The following is a 19,022-nucleotide window of genomic DNA, read 5'->3' as shown; positions in this document are numbered from 1 at the left end:
TATTTTTTAGAATGAGCGCATGGACGTTGATCACAAATAGATGGGGGAGTATCCATGTTAAAGAAGATGATGGCGTTATCCGGCAGTTTGCTATTGACGGTCGGCTTGTTGAGTGGATGCGGAAGCAGCGGCGATTCAAATTCGGCTAAAGGAAATGCTGGCGGCAACGAAGAATTGAAACCGGTTACAATAAATATGTTCACTGCCTCGCCAGAGTATACGGATGCTTTTAACGCGTATATCGAGGAGTATAAGAAGGTCAAGCCGAATGTGAAGATCAATCTGGAAATCATGCAGGCGGATTATAACACGATTCTCAAATCCAAAATTGCCTCAGGCAGCACACCGGATGTATTCCAGACCACGGCAGGAGGCGACATCGACACGTATGCAGATTATAGTGCCGATCTGACGAATGAGCCGCTGGCAGCAGCCATGACGGATGCCGTTCGAGCGAATATGAGCTCCAGTGACGGTAAAGTGTTGGGCTTCCCGGTGAAGGGGAACCTGTTTACGCTGATTTATAACAAGGATTTGCTTGCCAAGGCCGGAATAACCTCCCCGCCTAAGACGATTGCGGAGATGCAGGACGCAGTCACCAAGCTTGAGGCGAAGGGCATTACACCATTTGCAAATGCATATAAAGAGTGGTGGGTATGGAAGCACATCTTCCAGCACTATGTAGATGCCGCCGCGCAGGATGCAGGTGTAGAGCCGAAGCAGCTCGTCAACGATTTTATTGCAGGCAAAGCGAAAATCAAGGACTATCCGGTGCTGTACAACAACTTCTTTAGCTTTATTGATCTGACGGTGAAGCATGGCACGGATAAGCCGCTGGAACGCGACAGCAATGCGGAAGTGAGCGATTTTGCATCGGGTAAAGCTGCGTTTATGACGGGGAAAGGCGCATGGGATGAGGAAGCGATCAAGAAGATTAATCCCGACCTCAAGATTGGTATCATGGGCTATCCGGTGAGTGACAAGGCGGATCAATCGGTCATCATTACCGGGGCTGATCAGGCGCTGCGTATTAACAAGGATTCGGAAGTAGCCAAGGAGACGATTGAATTTTTCAACTGGCTGTACACTTCGGAATACGGCAAGAACTGGTTCTCCCAGGTAGCCAAGGTCATTCCTCCAATCAAGGATGCGCCTCTTCCTGATCTGGAAATGCCTAAGGAAATGGAAAGCATTTTGAAAACGTCGAAGTCCGGTGATCTGTCTGTTAACTATTCGCTGGATACGTTCCACCAAAAATTTGGTGAGCTGATGCAGGCTTATATCAGCGGTAACATGAACAAGGATCAGGCGGTTGCAGAGATCGAAAAAGCGTGGGTGCAATTAGGCTCGGCACAATAAAACTGGTTTCGCGCTAAGACGTCCGTAAGGGCGTCTTTTTTTTGTATAATTTTTGAGTTTAACTTATCTGAACAAAAAAATATCTAATATTATTTAAATATATACTTGCAAAAAGTTATTAAGTTGTAGATAATAGATTGTGTACAATATATCTACGACATACAACATATATATTGGCTGCATAACGAAAAAATACGGAGATACCTCGGCTGGGGAATCTCTTTATTCCGTTCCTCCATACCCCAACAATATCAACGTGGCTACTGAGGCCTAAGTATCCCCACGTTGTTTATATATAAACAGGGCACCTGCAACGAAGTGTACGCTTCGTTGCAGGTGCCTGTTTTGTTTTATAGGTTATCCATTAAAGAAGAAGTAGAGTATGCATGAAGAAAAAGATGATGGATGATCATATGAGGTTACTTGAGTCAAACTGTAAAATACAGTCGCCGAAGGACGTTTTTACGTGCTATACTTCTATTAACAACAGAATGGCTTAGGTGGGCGGTCGGCTAAGTCTCCCGGAAGGGAGGTGACGCCTGTGGAGGTTAAAGATGCTCTGACATTAATGATGATGTTCGGCACGCTATTAGTAGCGTTGATCGGATTAATCGTTACGATTGTTATTGCGTTGAACCAAAACAAAAAGAAATAGACCGCCCTGCTCAAGGGGAAAACGGTCTATTTCTGTAGATCGCCTTTGAACAGCCGACCGCTCTTCAAAGCGGCTGTTGCCAAGAGTAGGGATGTTACCAGCATCCTTGCTCTTTTTTAGTATATCCTTCTATCATTTATTTTAGCACATTTGAATCATCGATGTAACTTATTTGGTGAAAACTTTAACCTCCTTCGGAGCGAGCGTCACGGTGATCGAACCGTTGTTGATCTGAATGGAATCGTTGCTTAACTGGTTGGTTAGACGGGTACCGTTGGACAGATTGTCAAAGTTGCCAATGGTACGAGTTTGGCTGTTCCACGAGTTGTTGATGAGTACAATGGCCTCGTCGCCGTTTTTAGAGCGCTGGAAGCTGTAAAAGGAGTCGTCTGCCCATTTTTCCTTTTGGCTGCCGTTTTGCAGGGCAGGGTGGCTGTTGCGCACACGATTTAGTTTGGCAATGTACTGATACAGCTCATGATTGGCGTTGAAAACGACGTTTTCCCGGTTGGCAGGATCATCTCCCCCACTAAAGCCTTGCTCGGTGCCTTGATAGATAATTGGAATCCCGCGCGATGTCAAAGTAAAGCCCAGGGCGGCCTTGAGCTGCGGCCATTTGTCAGAGCTGGCACCAGGCTTGCCGGAGGCCTCGTTGAGGAAACGTTTCACATCATGATTGTCGATAAATACGCCGTTGGTCTGTGCATCGCGATAGTAACGATCATCCAAGTAACGTTCCTTGATTTTGGTCATGGATTGATCACGTCCAAACACATCCTTGATCGTATAATACATTGGAAAATCCAGTGCGGCATCGAGATATCGGGTGTAGTCGCCCACATAAGCGGGATCGCCACTAAAAATCTCACCGATGGTGAAGGTATTGGCTGCTTGGTCAAAATCCTTCAGGAAGCCTTTAGGTACATGCTTGGCCGTGTCCACCCGCAGTCCATCGACCCCTGACTCGTTCAACAGCCATTTGATCCAGTTTTTAAGCTCGTTCGCTGTTGCGGGGTTGTCCTGATTCAGGTCATCCAATCCGGCCACGTCACCGTTTTCGATTTTCGATTGGTTGTTGGAGCTGTAGTCTGCCCCTGTGATGTCGCCGTTGTGATGATACCAGTCTGCTTTGTCAAAAGGAGCCTTGGCGAAGCCGTTCCCTGGTTGAAAATCGCCCGTGTGATTGGGGACTACGTCCAGCATAACAGCGATATTTTTGTCATGCGCCTTACGGACCAGCTCCTTGAACTTGTCCATTGTACCAAGATGTCCATCTACCGCATAAAAATCATACGTATGATAGCCGTGGTAAGCGAATTCGCTCTTTTGCATCGTTACCGGAGTAATCCAGATGGCGGTAAACCCCATATTCTTGATGTAGTCGAGCTGGTTGATAATGCCTTGAAAATCGCCGCCATGCCATTTGCGCTGGTCGCTGTTGTTGGAATTGAAGCCACCGTAATTATCGTTCGATGTATCCCCGTTGCTGAATCGGTCTGTCATGATAAAATAAATGCTCTGCTTGCTCCAATCTGTACCAAGGGGAGATGGATTAGAGGGATTACTCGGTTCGGTGGGTGTGGAGCCGCCCGAAGGCGACCCCGTTTGGACAGTTCCTGCGGCTCCGTTAGAGCCGGGCGTGTAGGTAGAAGTACCTGTGGTGAAGAAGTAGTTTTTGGTGTTGTTGCTATCCCAGTTGTTACTACCGTCATTAAAAGCGGCTTCCAATTGGGAGGCAGATCCGATATCGACAGTAATTTTAGCATAGCCGCTAACCTCGGCATCCTGCATTTTCACGCCAGGTGCAGCTGTCCAGCTACCGCCAGCCGGGCGGTAGTGAATGTAAGGTGAGTTGAAGCCTTTTTTGTAGTATACGGTTACCTTGTTGGTTGTACCGCCGCCTTCTCCGGGATTGGTACCGGATGGGGCACCTGATGTGACGGCTCCTGCTTTGCCGCTGTCACCTGGAGTAAAGGTAGAAGTCCCCGTGCTGAAAAGGTAGTTTTTGGTGTTGTTGCTATCCCAGTTGTTATTGCCATCATTAAAGGCAGCCTCTAATTGGGAGGCAGAGCCGATATCGACGGTGATTTTAGCATAGCCGCTAATTTCGGCATCCTGCATTTTCACGCCAGGTGCAGCCGTCCAGCTTCCGCCAGCCGGGCGGTAGTGAATGTAAGGCGAATTGAAGCCTTTTTTGTAGTATACAGTGACTTTGTTGCCTGTACCGCCGCCTTCTCCGGGGTTGGTGCCGCCGTTATCGCCAGGCTTGGCCTTATTTACGATATACTGCTTGAATCCACTCATCTCACCGGTTGGTGAGCCGTCGTTGTTGACGAGATTGTTGAGGCGTAAAAGTGTAAAGCCGTGATAACCGAACTTTGTGATTTTTTCTTCGATTTTTTGGAATCCGCTGCCGCCTGTTGGGAGTGCATTTTCACCATTCAGGCGAACACCCTTCGCATTTGCGATCGAGGAGACGGTATCTACCAGTGTGGACGGCAAGGAATAATTAGGTGCTGAGCCACTGTCGTTCATCTCCAGTGCAGTAAAGGTCAAATCCAGATCGGCATCCTTGAACTTTTGTATGAGACGATTGTAATCATAATATCCACCTGCATGTTCCGTGCTGTGAGGCATTGCAGGGTTGTTTATCTGCCAATGCAGGCCGGAAATCTTGGCTCCGATACGGACACCGAACACAGAATCAAAGTTTTTGTGGGCAGCTGCTCCGATGACGCCCAGATGATTTTCAAGCACGCTCTGGTACCACGACAAGAAATCCTTACCATACGTGGAATTATACCCGCCGTTCGTGTAAAATCCGTCCCCGTCGGTCGGCGGATTGATTTGGCTAAGGCTACTCAGCTTGGTACCCCAGGCTGCATTAATCTTGTCCATTGATCCATACTTTTCATTCATGGCCGTGCGGAACGCATTTTTAGCTGTTTCAGTGTAGGCTTGGAATTTGCCCCGTGCAGGATAACTCCATCCCGCTGCCGGATAGTATGAAGGATATCGCAATTCTCCAGAGGGACCACCACTTAAATAAATTTTAGGAATGATGCTTTTGTAGCTAGCAAAGGTTTGAGCAAATGAGGCATACAACTCGTCATATTGCTTACCAGTCCCGCTCCATAATGGAGAGAGGGCTTCGTTATTGGCATAGCCGCTTTCGTCCTTGAACTGCATTTCATCTGCACTGCCCTTGCTCGATAGCCAGCTTGGCAGTGGGATGTTGCAGTCATCCCCCACATTTCCCCCACACTTATGCGTAGAAATAATAGGAACCCAATTCAGACCTGCCTCTTTCACAGCGTCTGCATAGGTCTTGTAATAGCTCCAATCAAATTGGTTATCTCCTGCGCTTTCCACATATCCCCACCAGACATCGGTGGTGATGGCATACACGCCGTTGCTTTTCAGCGTTTGCAGTTGCTTTTTGAATGCGCCCCAGTCATTGATTTTCGCCAGCGGCCCCATGACGGAAGCCTGAAAATCGTCAGCAACCGCAGCGCTTGCCATATTGGAAGGTGAACCAATGAAGGCGGTCAGAGACAGCACAAGGCTTAGCAGAATCAGGCACCCTTTGTTCCATAGACTTCGATACACGGTCAAATCGATCATCCTCCCCAAAGCATAGTCTATTTCGACAACATTCTGTAAACGTTTACAAAAATGATTATAAAGCAAGCGGTTGCATAAAAAAGAAGAATTTATTGCACACTCGGGGGGAGAAATATGACTATTTCGCTAGTGACACCTTGATAGGAACAGACGACCAACTGCTGCTGCAAATGATTCCAAGCCCGTTTAATCCTCAAAAAAGGCATAGGTCTGGAAATCAGACGCATGCCTTTTTGTACTGTACAAGATAGATTGGAGACGACTTTCCATACAGAATCAGGAACGTTTGAGGGTGTAGTAGTCTGCGCAACCACTAAGCAGTATTGCACGGGGTTACTTGCTTAAAAAATAGGGCGAATTTTCTGGTCGGCAATGCCACTTTTGCGGTAAAAATACGTATTGATCCGATCCCGCCATTCCTGAGCATGCTCAACCTGATGCTCCAGACGCTCTAGCACCTGTTCATAGATCGCTTCATCCAGATGATCCCGCAGACTAATCCATGTGTCTCTAAGGCCGACCGCACGTTCCGCACCATCAAAATGTGTATCATAAATGTGTTGAATGACGGTTTGACCAGAGTGGAGCACGTGCGTATAAGGAACATGATGAAAAAACAATAGCAGCTCATCCGGGCAGGTATCGATGGATTCATAGATATCCGCCTGGGGAGAAAAATATTGTCCGGCATAGCCCGTTCCGGTTGCAGTTGTGCGGTCTACACCGATTCCCCGACAATCGGCAAAATGATAGGTCCCCCACATCGAATATTCGTAGCCGTCTACATCCGGCCCATAGTGGTGGCCAGGGCTGACCATCCAGCCGATCCCAAGCGGGGCGGTGTAGGACTCGTAAATATTCCATGAATCGAGCAGCATTTGCTTAATAGCAGGAATGAAATCTGTACCGCTGTCACGCTTTCCTTGTCCGCTAAACGTCAGCCGAACCCACTCATCAGCGATTTCGTCTGCGGATAGCTCCGGGTCCCATGCCAACCGACCGTAGCCGTAAAGATTGGACTGGGCGAGCAAATGTCCGGTCCAATTGGTGTCTGCCCCAATATTGGATACAGCGGCGATCCCATAGTTGGTCTGTTTGGTGGAGGAAGGGGAAGCAGAATTGCTCCTGCTATGCAGAGCGCCACTTACGATGCACTTGATGGTGGAGCCTTTTCCCTGTGCGTAGGTGTCAAAATCCAGTATCTCCTTCCATTGCGGAACAAGATAACACAAATGCCGCTGCTGTCCCGTGTACTCCTGTGCAATTTGAAATTCCAGCAACACCTGGGTAGCTTCCAGCGCGCCAAACAAGGGGGAGACAGGCTCCCGCACCTGAAAATCCATGGGACCATTTTTAATCTGTAAAATGACATTTTCCCGGAACAGCCCATCCAGGGGTCTAAAATGGTCAAAGGCCGCGCGAGCCCGATCCGTCTTGCGGTCACGCCAGTCCTGCTTGCAGTCATAGACAAAGCAGCGCCAAATCACCCGTCCGCCGTAGGGCTGCAACGCATCTGCCAGCATATTGGCGCCATCGGCGTGATGACGCCCGTAGCTGAACGGCCCGGGGCGATTCTCGGAATCGGCTTTTACCACGAAGCCGCCCAGATCAGGAACGGCGGCGTAAACTTCCCGGGCTTTGGCCTGCCACCATTCAACTACGCCAGGGTTCAGAGGATCGGCGGTGGTTAACCCGCCGAGCTGAATAGGGCTGGCATAATTAATGCTCAAATAAATTTGGATGCCATAGGCGCGAAACACTGCAGCCACTTTGGCCACATCCGGTAGAAATGTGTCTGTAATCAGCTCTGTTTCTACGTGATGAACATTCACATTGTTAATGGATAGGGCCTGAATGCCAACAGAGGCAAGTAGACGAGCGTAGTCTCGAAGACGGTCCATATTTGTGGTAAAGGCGTTATTTTCGTAGAAAATGGATGCTCCCGCATACCCGCGTTCTACACTACCGTCCATATTATCCCAGTGGTTGATCATGCGGATGGGATTAGCCGGATTAGACACTACATCCAGAATGGGAGCGTGCAAGGATTCAATGCCGGACTTCAGCCTGCCATCCAGTCCTCCTTGCAGCCAGCGCAGCAGATGAAAAACCCCGTATAATACGCCTTTGGTGGTCTGCCCTGCGATCGTGACGTACGCCCTCTTTATGGTCTCATTATCGTGATCATACGAAGCTGAATGTACCGGGTTTGGATCCCCTATACCGCGAATTCGGTAGCCTTCTGTGCTCACCTCTGCCCGTTCCTCTGCGTTAAATTGTTCTGCAACCCATGGATGCTCTTGGAATGTACCCAAAGCAATGAATGGCGCACTCACTGGAACGGTACTCATCTTCGGCTGCTGTCCGAACATGGAGGTCAGTCCGTGTTGAAGCTCGCTCGCAGCCGTTTGAAGTACTTCATCTGCCACTTGAACTACGATGGCCTTGCACCAAGCGGGCATGCTCTCCACCTTACGATTGCGGTGATAATGCAGCCAAGCGTCATAGCCGCTCTCTCTTTGCATGTCGATACGCTTGCTCATATTAGGGGCCTCCTTTTGGGCAGGTGAAGGTTAGTGTCAGGCATGCTGCTCCTGATCCTGACTCATGTGCCGGGGAAGAACCAGACGGTTGCCTTTACCTTCGTATAGCCACAAAATAGCGGTAACTCCTCGCGGGTAATATTTGCTGCCGTGGGCAATACCGGAGAGTATTTGGTCGCTCCAGCACCAATAGGATTCCTCGGAGTGCAGGAGCCATGAGACATGGGCAGCATCCGCAGCCTGCCCTGCTTCCTCCCAAGGCAGCTCCAGTAGCTCGCGAGCAATGAACTGGGACAGGTAGATTTTACTCAGCCAGGAATTGTTACTAGTCGAGGACAGCTTCCAGCCTCCATCTTCGAACAGGCAAACTCCCGGTGCCAGCACCGTTTCCAAATGGCGTCGAAGGGCTTGTATATATCCGCCAAATCGTCCATTGAGTTGAAGTGCTTCTTCGCAGCCTGTGAAGTAAGGGAAGATCAGCCCCTCAATAGCGGGGATAATCTGTGAATCATTGCCCTCCTGAATGACCGCAGGAATATAGCCCTTGTCTGTCATTTGCGCTGTGATCGCTGCTGCGCATTTGTCTGCCTGTAAGGCTGCTTCCTGTGAAAGGGAATCCAGCCCTTCTGAGGCAAATAGCTTTTCCAGCGCAATATATACGGCCCAGCATTTGCTGCCCAAATAGATGTTGTTGCGGGACTGTCCCAAGGATACGTCCAGACTATCGTAGGTTGTAATTTCTGCGCCTCCAAGGGTTCTGGAGCTGTCCAGGCCCATTAAGCCGTTTCGTTGCGCCGGGTCTGGATGATCCCGCTGTAACATGCTGGCGAAGCATTCACGCAAGATAGGCAGCATACGCGCGGTAAATGACCGATCCTGTGTCTGTTCGATATATACCGTGGCGCAGCATAGCCAGTTCACCAGCTCTTCATGGCTCATATAAGAGAAGCAGCCGTCAATCCCTGCCAGCTCATAACAGGAATATCCCGGACGTGAGAACACATTTGCCACGCCCATATCATGCGTGAACGTAATGCCGCCAGGATAGGTCTGTTCGTCTGCCGGAAACCGTACCTCATCCCGGTAGCTGTACCGTTTGACGAACCACTCCAGCTCGTTGCGTACCGTCCATGGGTTCAAAGTCAACTCAAAGTAAAGCTGATCCGCCGTCAAATCCAGCGTATTCATCATCCGATATTCGCCTTCGTTAACGATCCAGATCGGTTCTCCATCCGCTTGCTGACTGAGCAACTGGGTGCTGCCGTAATAGCTGTGAATCGCCTGCACGAGCATAAATTCCTGATTCTGGCTCAAGCCTGCCGACTCCATCCAGTGGTTCGCCTGGATACAGGCTGCGGTCAGGTCTGTAAAATGCTCCAAAGCATAGCCCGCCACGTCTTCAATATTCGTGAACAGCCGGGTGTAGTAATACGCTGTGTCGATACCTGTAGTAACGATGCCGCCGCGATAGAAGCATATGGCGAAGGAATACGTGCGCTTTTCGCCTGCGGGAACGTCCATGAGGAGCGCACCCGTCACGCCCAGGCCAAAGGATAAATTCTCATCCATGTTCTCCCCGAGCAGGCTCTCCATTTTAAATCCAGTTGCAGGTATCGCTTCGCTGCTATTGGTCACAATAGCTGTGCTGCGCCCTTGGCCAACACCCGTGAGTCTTTGCGATTGGGGAGAATTCACAGCGTCCCTGCGTGGGTCTTCTCCAACAATGCGTATCCCGCTGTACGGATCACTGCCCTGATAGCCGAAAAAAGCTCTCCGCACAGCCGTTCCCTGCGTATTATCGACCGTAAGCTCGGCAAATACCGCTGGAACCAGCGCTGCCCGCAGCTCATCCACATCCGCTTTCCCCGGCTCTGGCACCGGACGGACAGGAGAATACAGCCGGAACGTCAAATCTCCAGCGCTCCATGTATCCGATCCCACTTTTAGCTCACGGGTAATGTCTTGATCGGCAAAGGGAACGAGCTGTGGCTCCGTTCGTTTATCCTTTTTCTCCACATCGTATCGGGCGCTTTCGTCCTGTGCGGCTGCAAAAAAGGGAAGCGCCTCATATACCTCACCGTCTCTGGATTGCAGCCCGATATATACATTTTCATCTGCTGGCTTGCCCAACTCCAAGCCAAGTCCACCCCGATTACCTTTGAACCCGAGCGTAAAGCTGGAGAAGGCCCCGATAGGTGAGTGTTGCGTGTTATAAAATATATTTTTCGTCATGATAATGAAACCCCTTTCAACATAAAGAGTGACTTCCATACACAAAAGTATTTTGCAGCATGATCCTATATCCGCCATATATTATACTCACTGGATCTCATATAGAGCCTAGCATGCTACGCTCCGAGTAACCATTGTCAAATCGCGCATTAATTTATCCAAATCGTGCCGAAAACGATATACTGGAGTAAAATCCTATGTACGCAAGGAGGGGAAACATGTCGTCACCACGTTTACCGAATCGCCCAGACCATCCAGACCTTACGGCTACTGGAGAGGAATTCTTTTTTCCCGATGTGCGAACCACGGTCAATCTGTTTGCCATTCATACGCGAAGTGTCGGAGGGGACTGGGACTATCCACCACACGAGCATCCTCAATATGAAATTAATATCGTGCTTGCAGGAGAGCAGGTGATGGTGGTGGAGGGTAGCAGCTATACACAGCGACAGGGGGATCTGGTTCTTCTTCGACCGGGAATCGTTCACTCCAGCCACAGCAGTGGGGAGGGCTTTACGTACTTTTGCATGCATTTCGACATTGATGACAAGTTGTTTCTTTCGTTGCTGAGTCGTCTGGAGCAAGTGCTGTTTCCAGCCGAAGGTGCGGTGGCGAGGCAGATAGGACCCGCGCTGGATAAGTTGCTCGAACTTTCCACACCCAATGCAGAAAAAGCAGGAGATTCGGTGGCGAAGCGTATGCGGATACAATCTGCCGTATTTGAGCTGTTTGCTACGTTATGGGAGGCGGTGTCCAGTGAAGCGGCACATCTGCCGGGGCGTGGATACGTGCAGGCTGAGCTTGCCTATCAGATTGCCAGCCGCCTTCAAGGCAGGGTGAATCAGCATTTTGGACAGATGGATTCTGTGGAAAAGCATGATGGGATTGAGGATATTTCATCCGAGTTAGGTATTAGCGTGTCCCATTGTAATCGTGTATTCCGTAGTGTCTTCGGTGTATCTCCCCGTGTGTATCTGTCTGGTCTTGTCTTGCACGAAGCCAAATTGCTGTTGGCGGATCCGCAATGGACGGTGCAGCAAATTACCGATATGCTCGGCTATGGGAACATTGCACATTTTAGCAGGCAGTTTAAGCGATGGTCCGGTCAGTCGCCGACATCCTACCGCAAAAGCACGGTGCAGGAAGGCCCATCCGAATAAAAATATGTATAGTAATAAAATAGTTATGATATAATCCGTACAAAGGAGCTGAGAATTGTATGAATTTACATCATAAACGTGTCGTCGTCATTGGCGGCAGTGCAGGTATAGGGCTGGCAACAGCGATAGAAGCAGCAAAGCAGGGAGCGAGTATCGTGATCGCTGGGCGTTCTGCGGAGAAACTAGAGCAGGCGAAGAAGGTTATCCCTGCGGAATCGGTGGAAACCTTCCAATTGAATAATCAGAAGGAGGAGGAAGTGCAGGCATTTTTTGAAAAGGTCGGCGCATTCGACCATCTGTTTACACCAGGCGCGAGCTACACACGGGGCCCAATTACGATAGATACGGAAAAGGCGAAGACGCCGTTTGAGGGGAAATTCTGGCCGCAATATTTTGCTGCCAAGCATGCGGTACCGCATATTTCCAAGGAAGGCTCGATCGTCCTCATGTCCGGGGCCTTCAGCCAGAGGCCGATGGGCTTTGGTGCTACATACGGGGCGGCTAACGGCGCAATCGAAAGCTTGGGTAAAGCTTTGGCGGTAGAATTGGCTCCGGTACGGGTCAATGTCGTATCTCCCGGAACGATCTGGAGAGACGGTCCCGAGGGCGAACAGCGGGCGCAGGCTTTTGAGGAATACAAGGAAGTAACCTTGCTCCATCGGGTGGGGTATAACGAGGAAATCGCGCATACCGTGCTGTACCTGATGACGAACAAGTTCACCACCGGAAGTGTGCTGTTCCCGGACGGCGGCTACACGTTAATCTAAGCCAAGCCACACGCAACTGACAGGCAGGAAAACCAATGGTTAAACAAAAACCGGCCTAACACATATACAAAGTGTTAGCCGGTTTTCTTTTGCCATAGGATATCACGTCTTCTCCATAGCAGCTCTCTTTACGGTCATGGTTTTACATGATAATATTTGAGTGTACAATAAAATTAAAAGTGATTATTTGAATTGATTATAAAAAATAAAGTATATATGCAATATATCCTTGTATTTAAGGAGTTGGATTATCGATGGACCAAGTGGACCATAAAATTTTGCTATGTCTACAAAACCAGGCACGCATCTCCATGACCGAGCTGGGTAAAGAGGTTGGACTTTCCCAGCCTGCCGTAACGGAAAGAGTGCGGCGTATGGAGGATAAAGGCATTATCACTGGATATCGGGCCATGGTTTCACATGAGAAAGTCGGAAAGCCGATCATGGCTCATGTGCTCGTGCACACGAATCAATGCAACTCATTTGTTGAGTTTTGCCAATCTGCGCCTGAAGTCATTGAGTGCCATCGAATTAGCGGCGAGCAAAATTATTTACTTAAGGTTATGGTCGAATCCATGCTTAAGCTGGAGCAATTCGGGGATGAGTGCGGAAAGCACGGTCACTCTACCACGTTAATCGTCTTATCCTCGCCTGTAGAGCTTAAACATGTAGCTCCCGCTTTATCAGACCCTGTTTGAGCTGCCGTAAATGGCTTGGCAAAGCTCGGTTGTAAACGGACCCGACATCCCTTCAAATGCTGTATTGGTAAAAGCGACCACACTGAGTCTTTGCGCGGGATCAACGAACCATGAATGACCGTAAGCTCCTCCGAGACGCCACGTTCCGGGGGATTCTGCTGTTTCGCCTTCGTCGGGATTTTGGAGTACGGTGAATCCCAGTCCGAAGCCCCGTCCCGGCCAGCCTGCCAAGGGGAGATTTCCGGTCTGGATGGTACCCATTTCACGTACCCATTCCTCAGAAAGTAATGGATTGCCGCCGTTTCGCAGTGTTTCCAGCAGCCGCATGAAGTCTTTTGCGCTGCCAATCATACCAGAGCCTCCAGAATGGAAAGCCGTGGGATCAAAGGCGCGTGCAGGCTGAAAACGAAGTCCCGCTGTGCCTTCAAACACCTGCGCAACCTCAAGCTTACGCATCCGCTGGGGTTCCAGAGTATCGTTGACATAAGCGGCGGCAAGTCGTTCGGGATCAGCAACCGTGAAGCTAGTGTCTTGCATACCGAGAGGTTCTGTAACGAGCTTTTTAACAGCTGCATCAAGGGTTGTGCCACATACACGGCTAATGATAGCGCCGAGCACATCGGTGGCAATTGAATAGCCCCATGCTTTACCCGGTGTATATAACAGAGGCACGGAAGCCAAACGTTGCAAGTTCTCTTCCAGCGTAAGATTGGAGAAATCCATGCCATCCGATACGCCTGCACGATGATAAGGGCCGCCGCCTTCTTCCTCTAAGAAGCCATAGGTCAGCCCGGCAGTATGTGTGAGCAATTGCCGTACCGTAATGGATGGCTGCTCGCCGCTAATCAATCGGGGGCGGAAGTCTGGCAACCAGCGTTCAATAGATTCATCGAGTTCAATCAACCCTTGGGCTGCCAAAACCAAGGCCGCAGTAGATACAATCGGCTTGGATACAGAAGAGAGCCGAAATAAAGCATCCTCGCGCATAGGAATATTTTCTTCTCGATCAGCCAGCCCGGCCGCTCGCACATATACGGGTGAACCATCCATATATATCATGACGACTGCGCCGACTAGGCGCTTCTCGGCAAGGGTTTGATCTATGACTGCATTCACACGTCCGTCCAGACCATCTTGTATCGCAAAAACTCTATTTTCTACACTCATGAATATCTCATCCTCTCTATGATCCAGCGGTTATCGCTTGATGGAACTTAGTTTACAGGATGAGAAGGTGACATTACATAAGATAACAAAGGTATTCAGTGAGTAATCACGTTAAAATAAAATTATATGATAAGGATGGCCTTGGATTTTAATGAAAGGGGTTTTACAAGGAGTTTTACTGTGTTTTACAGTAACTTTTTAATAACAGTTGATAAAAATGCACTATTCGATAAACGGATGGTGCATGAATTATTTTAAATAGGAGACGGTAAAGTTGAGAAATAAAAAGCTGATCATCTTTGGATTAATTGTTGTTCTGATTTTAGCCGCATTGTTTTATGGTTCTTTTTATAAAAAAAACAAAGAAGTAGAATGGCTTTACGATAGGTTAGGAGTTCAATTACCCAAAGAAACAAGAATCTGGTTCAGTGATGAATCATATGGAGCGCTTGGGGATGGATATCGTTTGTATATTTACCAAATTAGTTCTGAAGAAATGGAGGAATTGACCAAAAGAGGAACGTTGAATAATTGGTCTAAACTACCGTTACCTACAGAGTTAAGTGAGCCGCTGTTCGAAAAAATTAAAGGCATTACAAATGAAGAAATAGCTAATCTTTTACCTTTTAAAGGAACTAAGGGTTATTACACGATTAGAAATAATCGTACTAATAGTTTAATTATGAGTAGAGATGTATATGATTTTAGTTATAATAACGTGATCATTAGCATGACCAACTTAGAAAATAATAGAATATACTTTTTGTCATACGATATGTAATTCAAGCCCATACCCCGTTCTGTAAATCTATGATGTGTACTTGAAGCTTACAAATGAGGAGTAGATGGAGGTCACAAATGGTTTTACTAAAAGATAGTTCTACTAAAGAAGTGATTCGAGAGCAGTATGAAGAATTATGGAGTGAACTTCTAATTCGTGATGAAAAAAAAGCGGAACACGTTTTAAAGAAATTAGAATATGAGCTGCTACCCACTCGTCAGAAAATCCTAAGCCCATTTAAAAATCTTATTTGGGAAAAAATCCTCGCCCCGTTCAAAACTCATCTTACTTGGATTATCCCCCTTAGTGTGATTACGTTCTTTGTGCTGGCTTATGTAATTTTTATATGGGTAGCATTGTGGGTAGAATAATGGGCGGTAGCTCTTCCGAAGATGAAATATTGTCTATATATCTCCGCCAAGGACATCGAGCATGTAGAATCTAACGATATCTAAATTTCAGCGTAAAAGTTGGTTAATTCCGAAAAAATAACATCTCTTTATAATGAAAGTAAATGCTAAAATTTTCAATAAAGGAGGTATTATTCATTGAAGACTGCACTACATAAAAGGTTGATTTGCTTGGTTGTTTTCGGAGGGATTTTGACAGTAATAGCTACAGGCTTTGGAGGGGATAAGGAGCCTTATACACTTCTCGATCAGCCCAAAGAAGCTGCTGTCTCGACATTCACAGAATATATGAATGTTCGATGAGTCGTGATTATGATAAGATGCTTTCATTGTCTGATGATTATCGCTTTAAAACAGACCGGGCACGACTTAATTTTCTAAAAGCCCAAGGAACACCGATAGACTATCGCATCATGTCTGTAAATGATTCTGACCCTTCAAAAATTGTTATTTCGTCGATAACGAAGTATGAGGATATGGAATTACCTCCCATCAAGCATATCCTTGCTTTTGAGGAAGGGAAGTACAAGTTAAAGATGAGGAATGTTGTGGTCAATATGATTCCTTCATCACCTGACTATAAAACAGTCGAGTACGAACCTGAAAGAGTAGACGGCAATTTAGAGGATAATTTTAATTTTTCAAATTTTTAACCAAACGATCCAAAACGTATCCAATAAGATACCAGAAAACCAGTGTAGTGAAGTAAACGACGGCTATCGGGATGTCTGCTTTTCGTACAAATTGAAATGATTCGTAAATCCAAACCAACGGGCTAATGATAGCCAATAGCATATTATAGTCGTCGTACCCTAAGATGTTGACAACAATAACTAAAAGTGAGATTAGGAATAACCCAAACCGAAATGATCTCAATAATCAAACCTCCAAGGAAATATCTGCATTTAACAAAACAATAGAACAGACAAAAGGCGAGGATTAGTCGCAAGTTTCTTTTGTCTTGTTCTATTTTACTCCTCTACATAACGGATATATGGGTGTTGGAAGTATTTTTGATTAGACACGAAAAAGTATGGTTTGCCTAAATATAATTCTTAAAATAATAAAAATCCTGGTCAGGAATAAACCGACAATTGTATGATTTAGCGGTCGGTTTATTCTATATTTACATCATCGTGGCGGCTTCTTGGGAACTTTTCACCCTACATTTTTTTCACTGGACGTAACACTGCGTAGCCGTATCCCTCCGGGAAATGCCGCTGATAATCCTGCTTCGTTTCCTCATCCCATTCATATCCCATGCTGGCAGGGTCAAAGCTCCAAGCCTTCTCCTCCACAATTCTCATAATCTCTCCATTGTTTTTTAAATAATTGAAGGGAGGGTGGAAAAAAACCAGGTAATCTGATTCGGGAATGCTCTGGCACTCCATTCCTGCTGGAATCTCTCCAGCGTAATCAGCGGCAACCGGTATCCCATAGAGATAGCCCTTCTGACCATCCTGATAGAACCAGCCTGCGGTTTGACCCAATTGTCCGGGTAGCTTGAGATGAGACATGCTTTCCAGTGTTCCGCAAATTTCATCACAATTATGACCGTTTCTCCAGAAATCACCGTAGTTTCGAGAAGAGGTATCCCAGATTCCAATAAATTTGTGTGCTGGTATACGCTCAATTTTAATTTCGGCTTCTTGCAAATGTTCCTTAACCATCTGATCCCGCTCCTTTAAATGATAATGATAAGGAGAGAACACTTCAACACGAATCGCTAACGGAATAGGTCTCGGCTCTCTTTGATATACAGCGGGGGTCACCTCAAAGGCTTTTACAAATGCTCGTGTAAAAGCCTCCTGTGAAGAAAACCCATACTTTATGGCAACGTCGAGGATGCGGACATTGCTATCCCTGAGTTCAAGGGCTGCGCGGCTAATCCTGCGCATCCACACATAATCCCTTAACGTCATTCCTGTAAGAGAATGAAACTGTTTTGTGCAGTAATAAGGGGAGTAGCCTAACTGATTGGACATTCTCAACAACGATGGTGCTGAAGTATGGTTATCATCAATCCAATCAATCATGAGCTGGACCATTTCGTTCCATTCGTACACGATGGTTCCCTCCTTTCAATTCCATCTTAACAAGCGGAATTCAGGAATATTTGACTTGAGTTGCATGGCACCCTACAGCCAATCAGATTGGCCATGCTTCTTCAGGCACCCCGTATTGTGAGAAAATATAATCCCTCGACTCATTGGCTAACTTGCGCAAGCGTTGGACGTCTACATGCAGCATTTTTCCGTTCCGTTTGACAGCTTTCCCAGCCACAAACACTGAATCGACGTTGCTCGTGTTGGCGCATTGCACAACAGCACCGACTGGATGATTTATTGGGAACATATTCAGATCGTTGGTTCGAATCATAATCAGATCGGCTTCTTTCCCCGGGGTTAACGTACCGATCTTATGATCCAGTCCCAATGCTCGGGCGCCATCAATCGTCGCAAATTCTAAAATGTCCCTTGCTGAAATAGTGAGTTCCACCGGCATTTCTCCTGTGGATAAAATCTTTCCATTGATTCTGGAGCGTTCTGCTTGCAAGGCGAACTTCATTTGTGCAAACATGTCTCCACCAGTCGATACTACGACATCGACTCCTAAAGAGGGTCTTCCTCCGTTCTCCATAAATAGCCCTGTAGCCGGATAGCCATGTCCCATCATCATTTCGATTTCCGGAGTAACGGAAATGGAGGCGCCTGAATCTGCGATTAGCTTATATTCCTCATAGCTGAGTGTATTGGCGTGGGCAAAGTTAAGGTCCGATCCGAGCAGTCCAGCTTTATGCAATTTTTCAATCGAACGATCCACCGAACCCCATGTCCCGAACCCTAAATGCATTGTACAAAGCACACCAAGCTCACGAGCGAATCGAATCTCATCGACTGCTGTTTCCCATGCGCTAAATTCTGGTCCTCTTATGGCTAACCCCATGGTAAGCAGTTGGTCATCTGATGAGAAATACTGCTTTTTCACCCGTCTGCTGTCATCGGATTGTCGTATCTGGCTTTCTCTGGACCAATATTCGCCATCACCAGGAACTCCGTGGGCGAAGACCGCTCGTGTTTCCGATTCTTGCAAGCCCCGGATCAGCTCATCCGTATGATCGGGTGAATTAATCATCGACCAATCGAGTAGCGTGGTAACCCCTGCATCCAACGCTTCCAGCGCGCCCAGCAGATTCGCTACATACCCATCCTGCGGACGTAATTTAGCTCCAATATTCCCATAGTACATACGCCCCAGGTACTTTTCGAGCGACCAATCAGCACCTACATTCCGAACGACAGACTCCCAGGTGTGACGATGTGTATCTACGAATCCCGGCATAACAATCATATTTGTTGCGTCAACAACTTCGCAATCGGATGCTTCCAGCTCCGGCTGAACAGCGATAATTTTTTTTCCCTCGACAAGAATATCCGCTTTCTTAAAATCACCCATTGTCTTATCGAGCGTGAGTACACAGCCGTTTTGGATTAATAAACGATGGTTCATCTTTTTATCTCCTTTGTGTGTTGTTAGATGACTTGTTTCTATTGACCTCTCTTAGAGCGATGTTTAACCTATATATGTATATTATAAGCCTGATGATGGTATAAATCACAGTATTT

At 47.4% G+C, this 19,022-nt stretch carries 14 protein-coding genes; 8 read left to right on the top strand and 6 right to left on the bottom strand.

All coding sequences use genetic code 11. The features are described 5' to 3' along the window. Positions 1-54: 54 nt before the first annotated feature. Together NST83_RS24220 and NST83_RS24215 are read left to right on the top strand one after the other, a co-directional pair. Positions 55-1,359, top strand: a complete 1,305-nt coding sequence (locus NST83_RS24220; RefSeq protein WP_342415953.1) for an extracellular solute-binding protein — start codon at positions 55-57, stop codon at positions 1,357-1,359. A 541-nt stretch (positions 1,360-1,900) separates the two neighbouring features. Next, a complete protein-coding gene (locus NST83_RS24215; RefSeq protein WP_010347020.1) occupies positions 1,901-2,014 on the top strand; it encodes a putative holin-like toxin in 114 nt (37 codons plus the stop codon). 168 nt (positions 2,015-2,182) lie between these two features. Here the strand turns inward: NST83_RS24215 and NST83_RS24210 are convergent, their stop codons facing one another. The 3 genes from NST83_RS24210 to NST83_RS24200 form a co-directional block, all read right to left on the bottom strand. Further along, on the bottom strand, positions 2,183-5,629 hold the full coding sequence (locus NST83_RS24210; RefSeq protein ID WP_342415952.1) for a family 14 glycosylhydrolase: 3,447 nt from the start codon (positions 5,627-5,629) through the stop codon (positions 2,183-2,185). 350 nt (positions 5,630-5,979) lie between these two features. Continuing rightward, positions 5,980-8,181 carry an alpha-glucuronidase family glycosyl hydrolase gene (locus NST83_RS24205; RefSeq protein WP_342415951.1) on the bottom strand — a complete coding sequence of 734 codons (2,202 nt, stop codon included), beginning with the start codon at positions 8,179-8,181 and terminating at the stop codon, positions 5,980-5,982. Between the two features lie 36 nt (positions 8,182-8,217). Beyond that, positions 8,218-10,413 carry a glycoside hydrolase family 52 protein gene (locus tag NST83_RS24200; RefSeq protein WP_342415950.1) on the bottom strand — a complete coding sequence of 732 codons (2,196 nt, stop codon included), beginning with the start codon at positions 10,411-10,413 and terminating at the stop codon, positions 8,218-8,220. A gap of 218 nt (positions 10,414-10,631) precedes the next feature. Between NST83_RS24200 and NST83_RS24195 the strand changes: the two genes are divergently transcribed. From NST83_RS24195 to NST83_RS24185, 3 genes are all read left to right on the top strand, one after another. Then, positions 10,632-11,573, top strand: coding sequence for an AraC family transcriptional regulator (locus NST83_RS24195; protein WP_342415949.1), 942 nt, complete (start codon positions 10,632-10,634; stop codon positions 11,571-11,573). A gap of 59 nt (positions 11,574-11,632) precedes the next feature. Beyond that, positions 11,633-12,340: an SDR family oxidoreductase gene (locus tag NST83_RS24190; protein ID WP_342415948.1), complete on the top strand. Its 708-nt coding sequence runs from the start codon at positions 11,633-11,635 to the stop codon at positions 12,338-12,340. Positions 12,341-12,594: 254 nt separating this feature from the next. Then, positions 12,595-13,038, top strand: a complete 444-nt coding sequence (locus NST83_RS24185; RefSeq protein ID WP_342415947.1) for an Lrp/AsnC family transcriptional regulator — start codon at positions 12,595-12,597, stop codon at positions 13,036-13,038. On the opposite strand, the gene NST83_RS24180 is transcribed toward NST83_RS24185, so the two are convergent. Then, on the bottom strand, positions 13,024-14,205 hold the full coding sequence (locus NST83_RS24180) for a serine hydrolase domain-containing protein (RefSeq protein WP_342415946.1): 1,182 nt from the start codon (positions 14,203-14,205) through the stop codon (positions 13,024-13,026). The genes NST83_RS24185 and NST83_RS24180 overlap by 15 nt on opposite strands. Positions 14,206-14,479: 274 nt before the next feature. Between NST83_RS24180 and NST83_RS24175 the strand changes: the two genes are divergently transcribed. From NST83_RS24175 to NST83_RS24165, 3 genes are all read left to right on the top strand, one after another. Continuing rightward, positions 14,480-14,986 carry a hypothetical protein gene (locus tag NST83_RS24175; protein WP_342415945.1) on the top strand — a complete coding sequence of 169 codons (507 nt, stop codon included), beginning with the start codon at positions 14,480-14,482 and terminating at the stop codon, positions 14,984-14,986. 77 nt (positions 14,987-15,063) lie between these two features. Further along, the gene (locus NST83_RS24170) at positions 15,064-15,357 is read left to right on the top strand and encodes a hypothetical protein (protein WP_342415944.1); all 294 of its coding nucleotides are present in this window, start codon (positions 15,064-15,066) and stop codon (positions 15,355-15,357) included. A 338-nt stretch (positions 15,358-15,695) separates the two neighbouring features. After that, complete coding sequence (locus NST83_RS24165; protein ID WP_342415943.1) at positions 15,696-16,049, top strand: hypothetical protein; 354 nt, start codon at positions 15,696-15,698, stop codon at positions 16,047-16,049. Positions 16,050-16,559: 510 nt separating this feature from the next. Here the strand turns inward: NST83_RS24165 and NST83_RS24160 are convergent. Then, entirely contained in the window at positions 16,560-17,462 is a 903-nt protein-coding gene (locus NST83_RS24160) for an AraC family transcriptional regulator (protein WP_342415942.1), read from the bottom strand. Positions 17,463-17,544: 82 nt separating this feature from the next. Beyond that, positions 17,545-18,906, bottom strand: coding sequence for an amidohydrolase family protein (locus NST83_RS24155; protein WP_342415941.1), 1,362 nt, complete (start codon positions 18,904-18,906; stop codon positions 17,545-17,547). Positions 18,907-19,022: the final 116 nt, after the last annotated feature.

The organism is Paenibacillus sp. FSL R10-2782, assembly GCF_038592985.1.
GTDB classification, from domain to species: domain Bacteria; phylum Bacillota; class Bacilli; order Paenibacillales; family Paenibacillaceae; genus Paenibacillus; species Paenibacillus terrae_C.
This window is presented reverse-complemented; position numbering and strand designations above follow the sequence as displayed.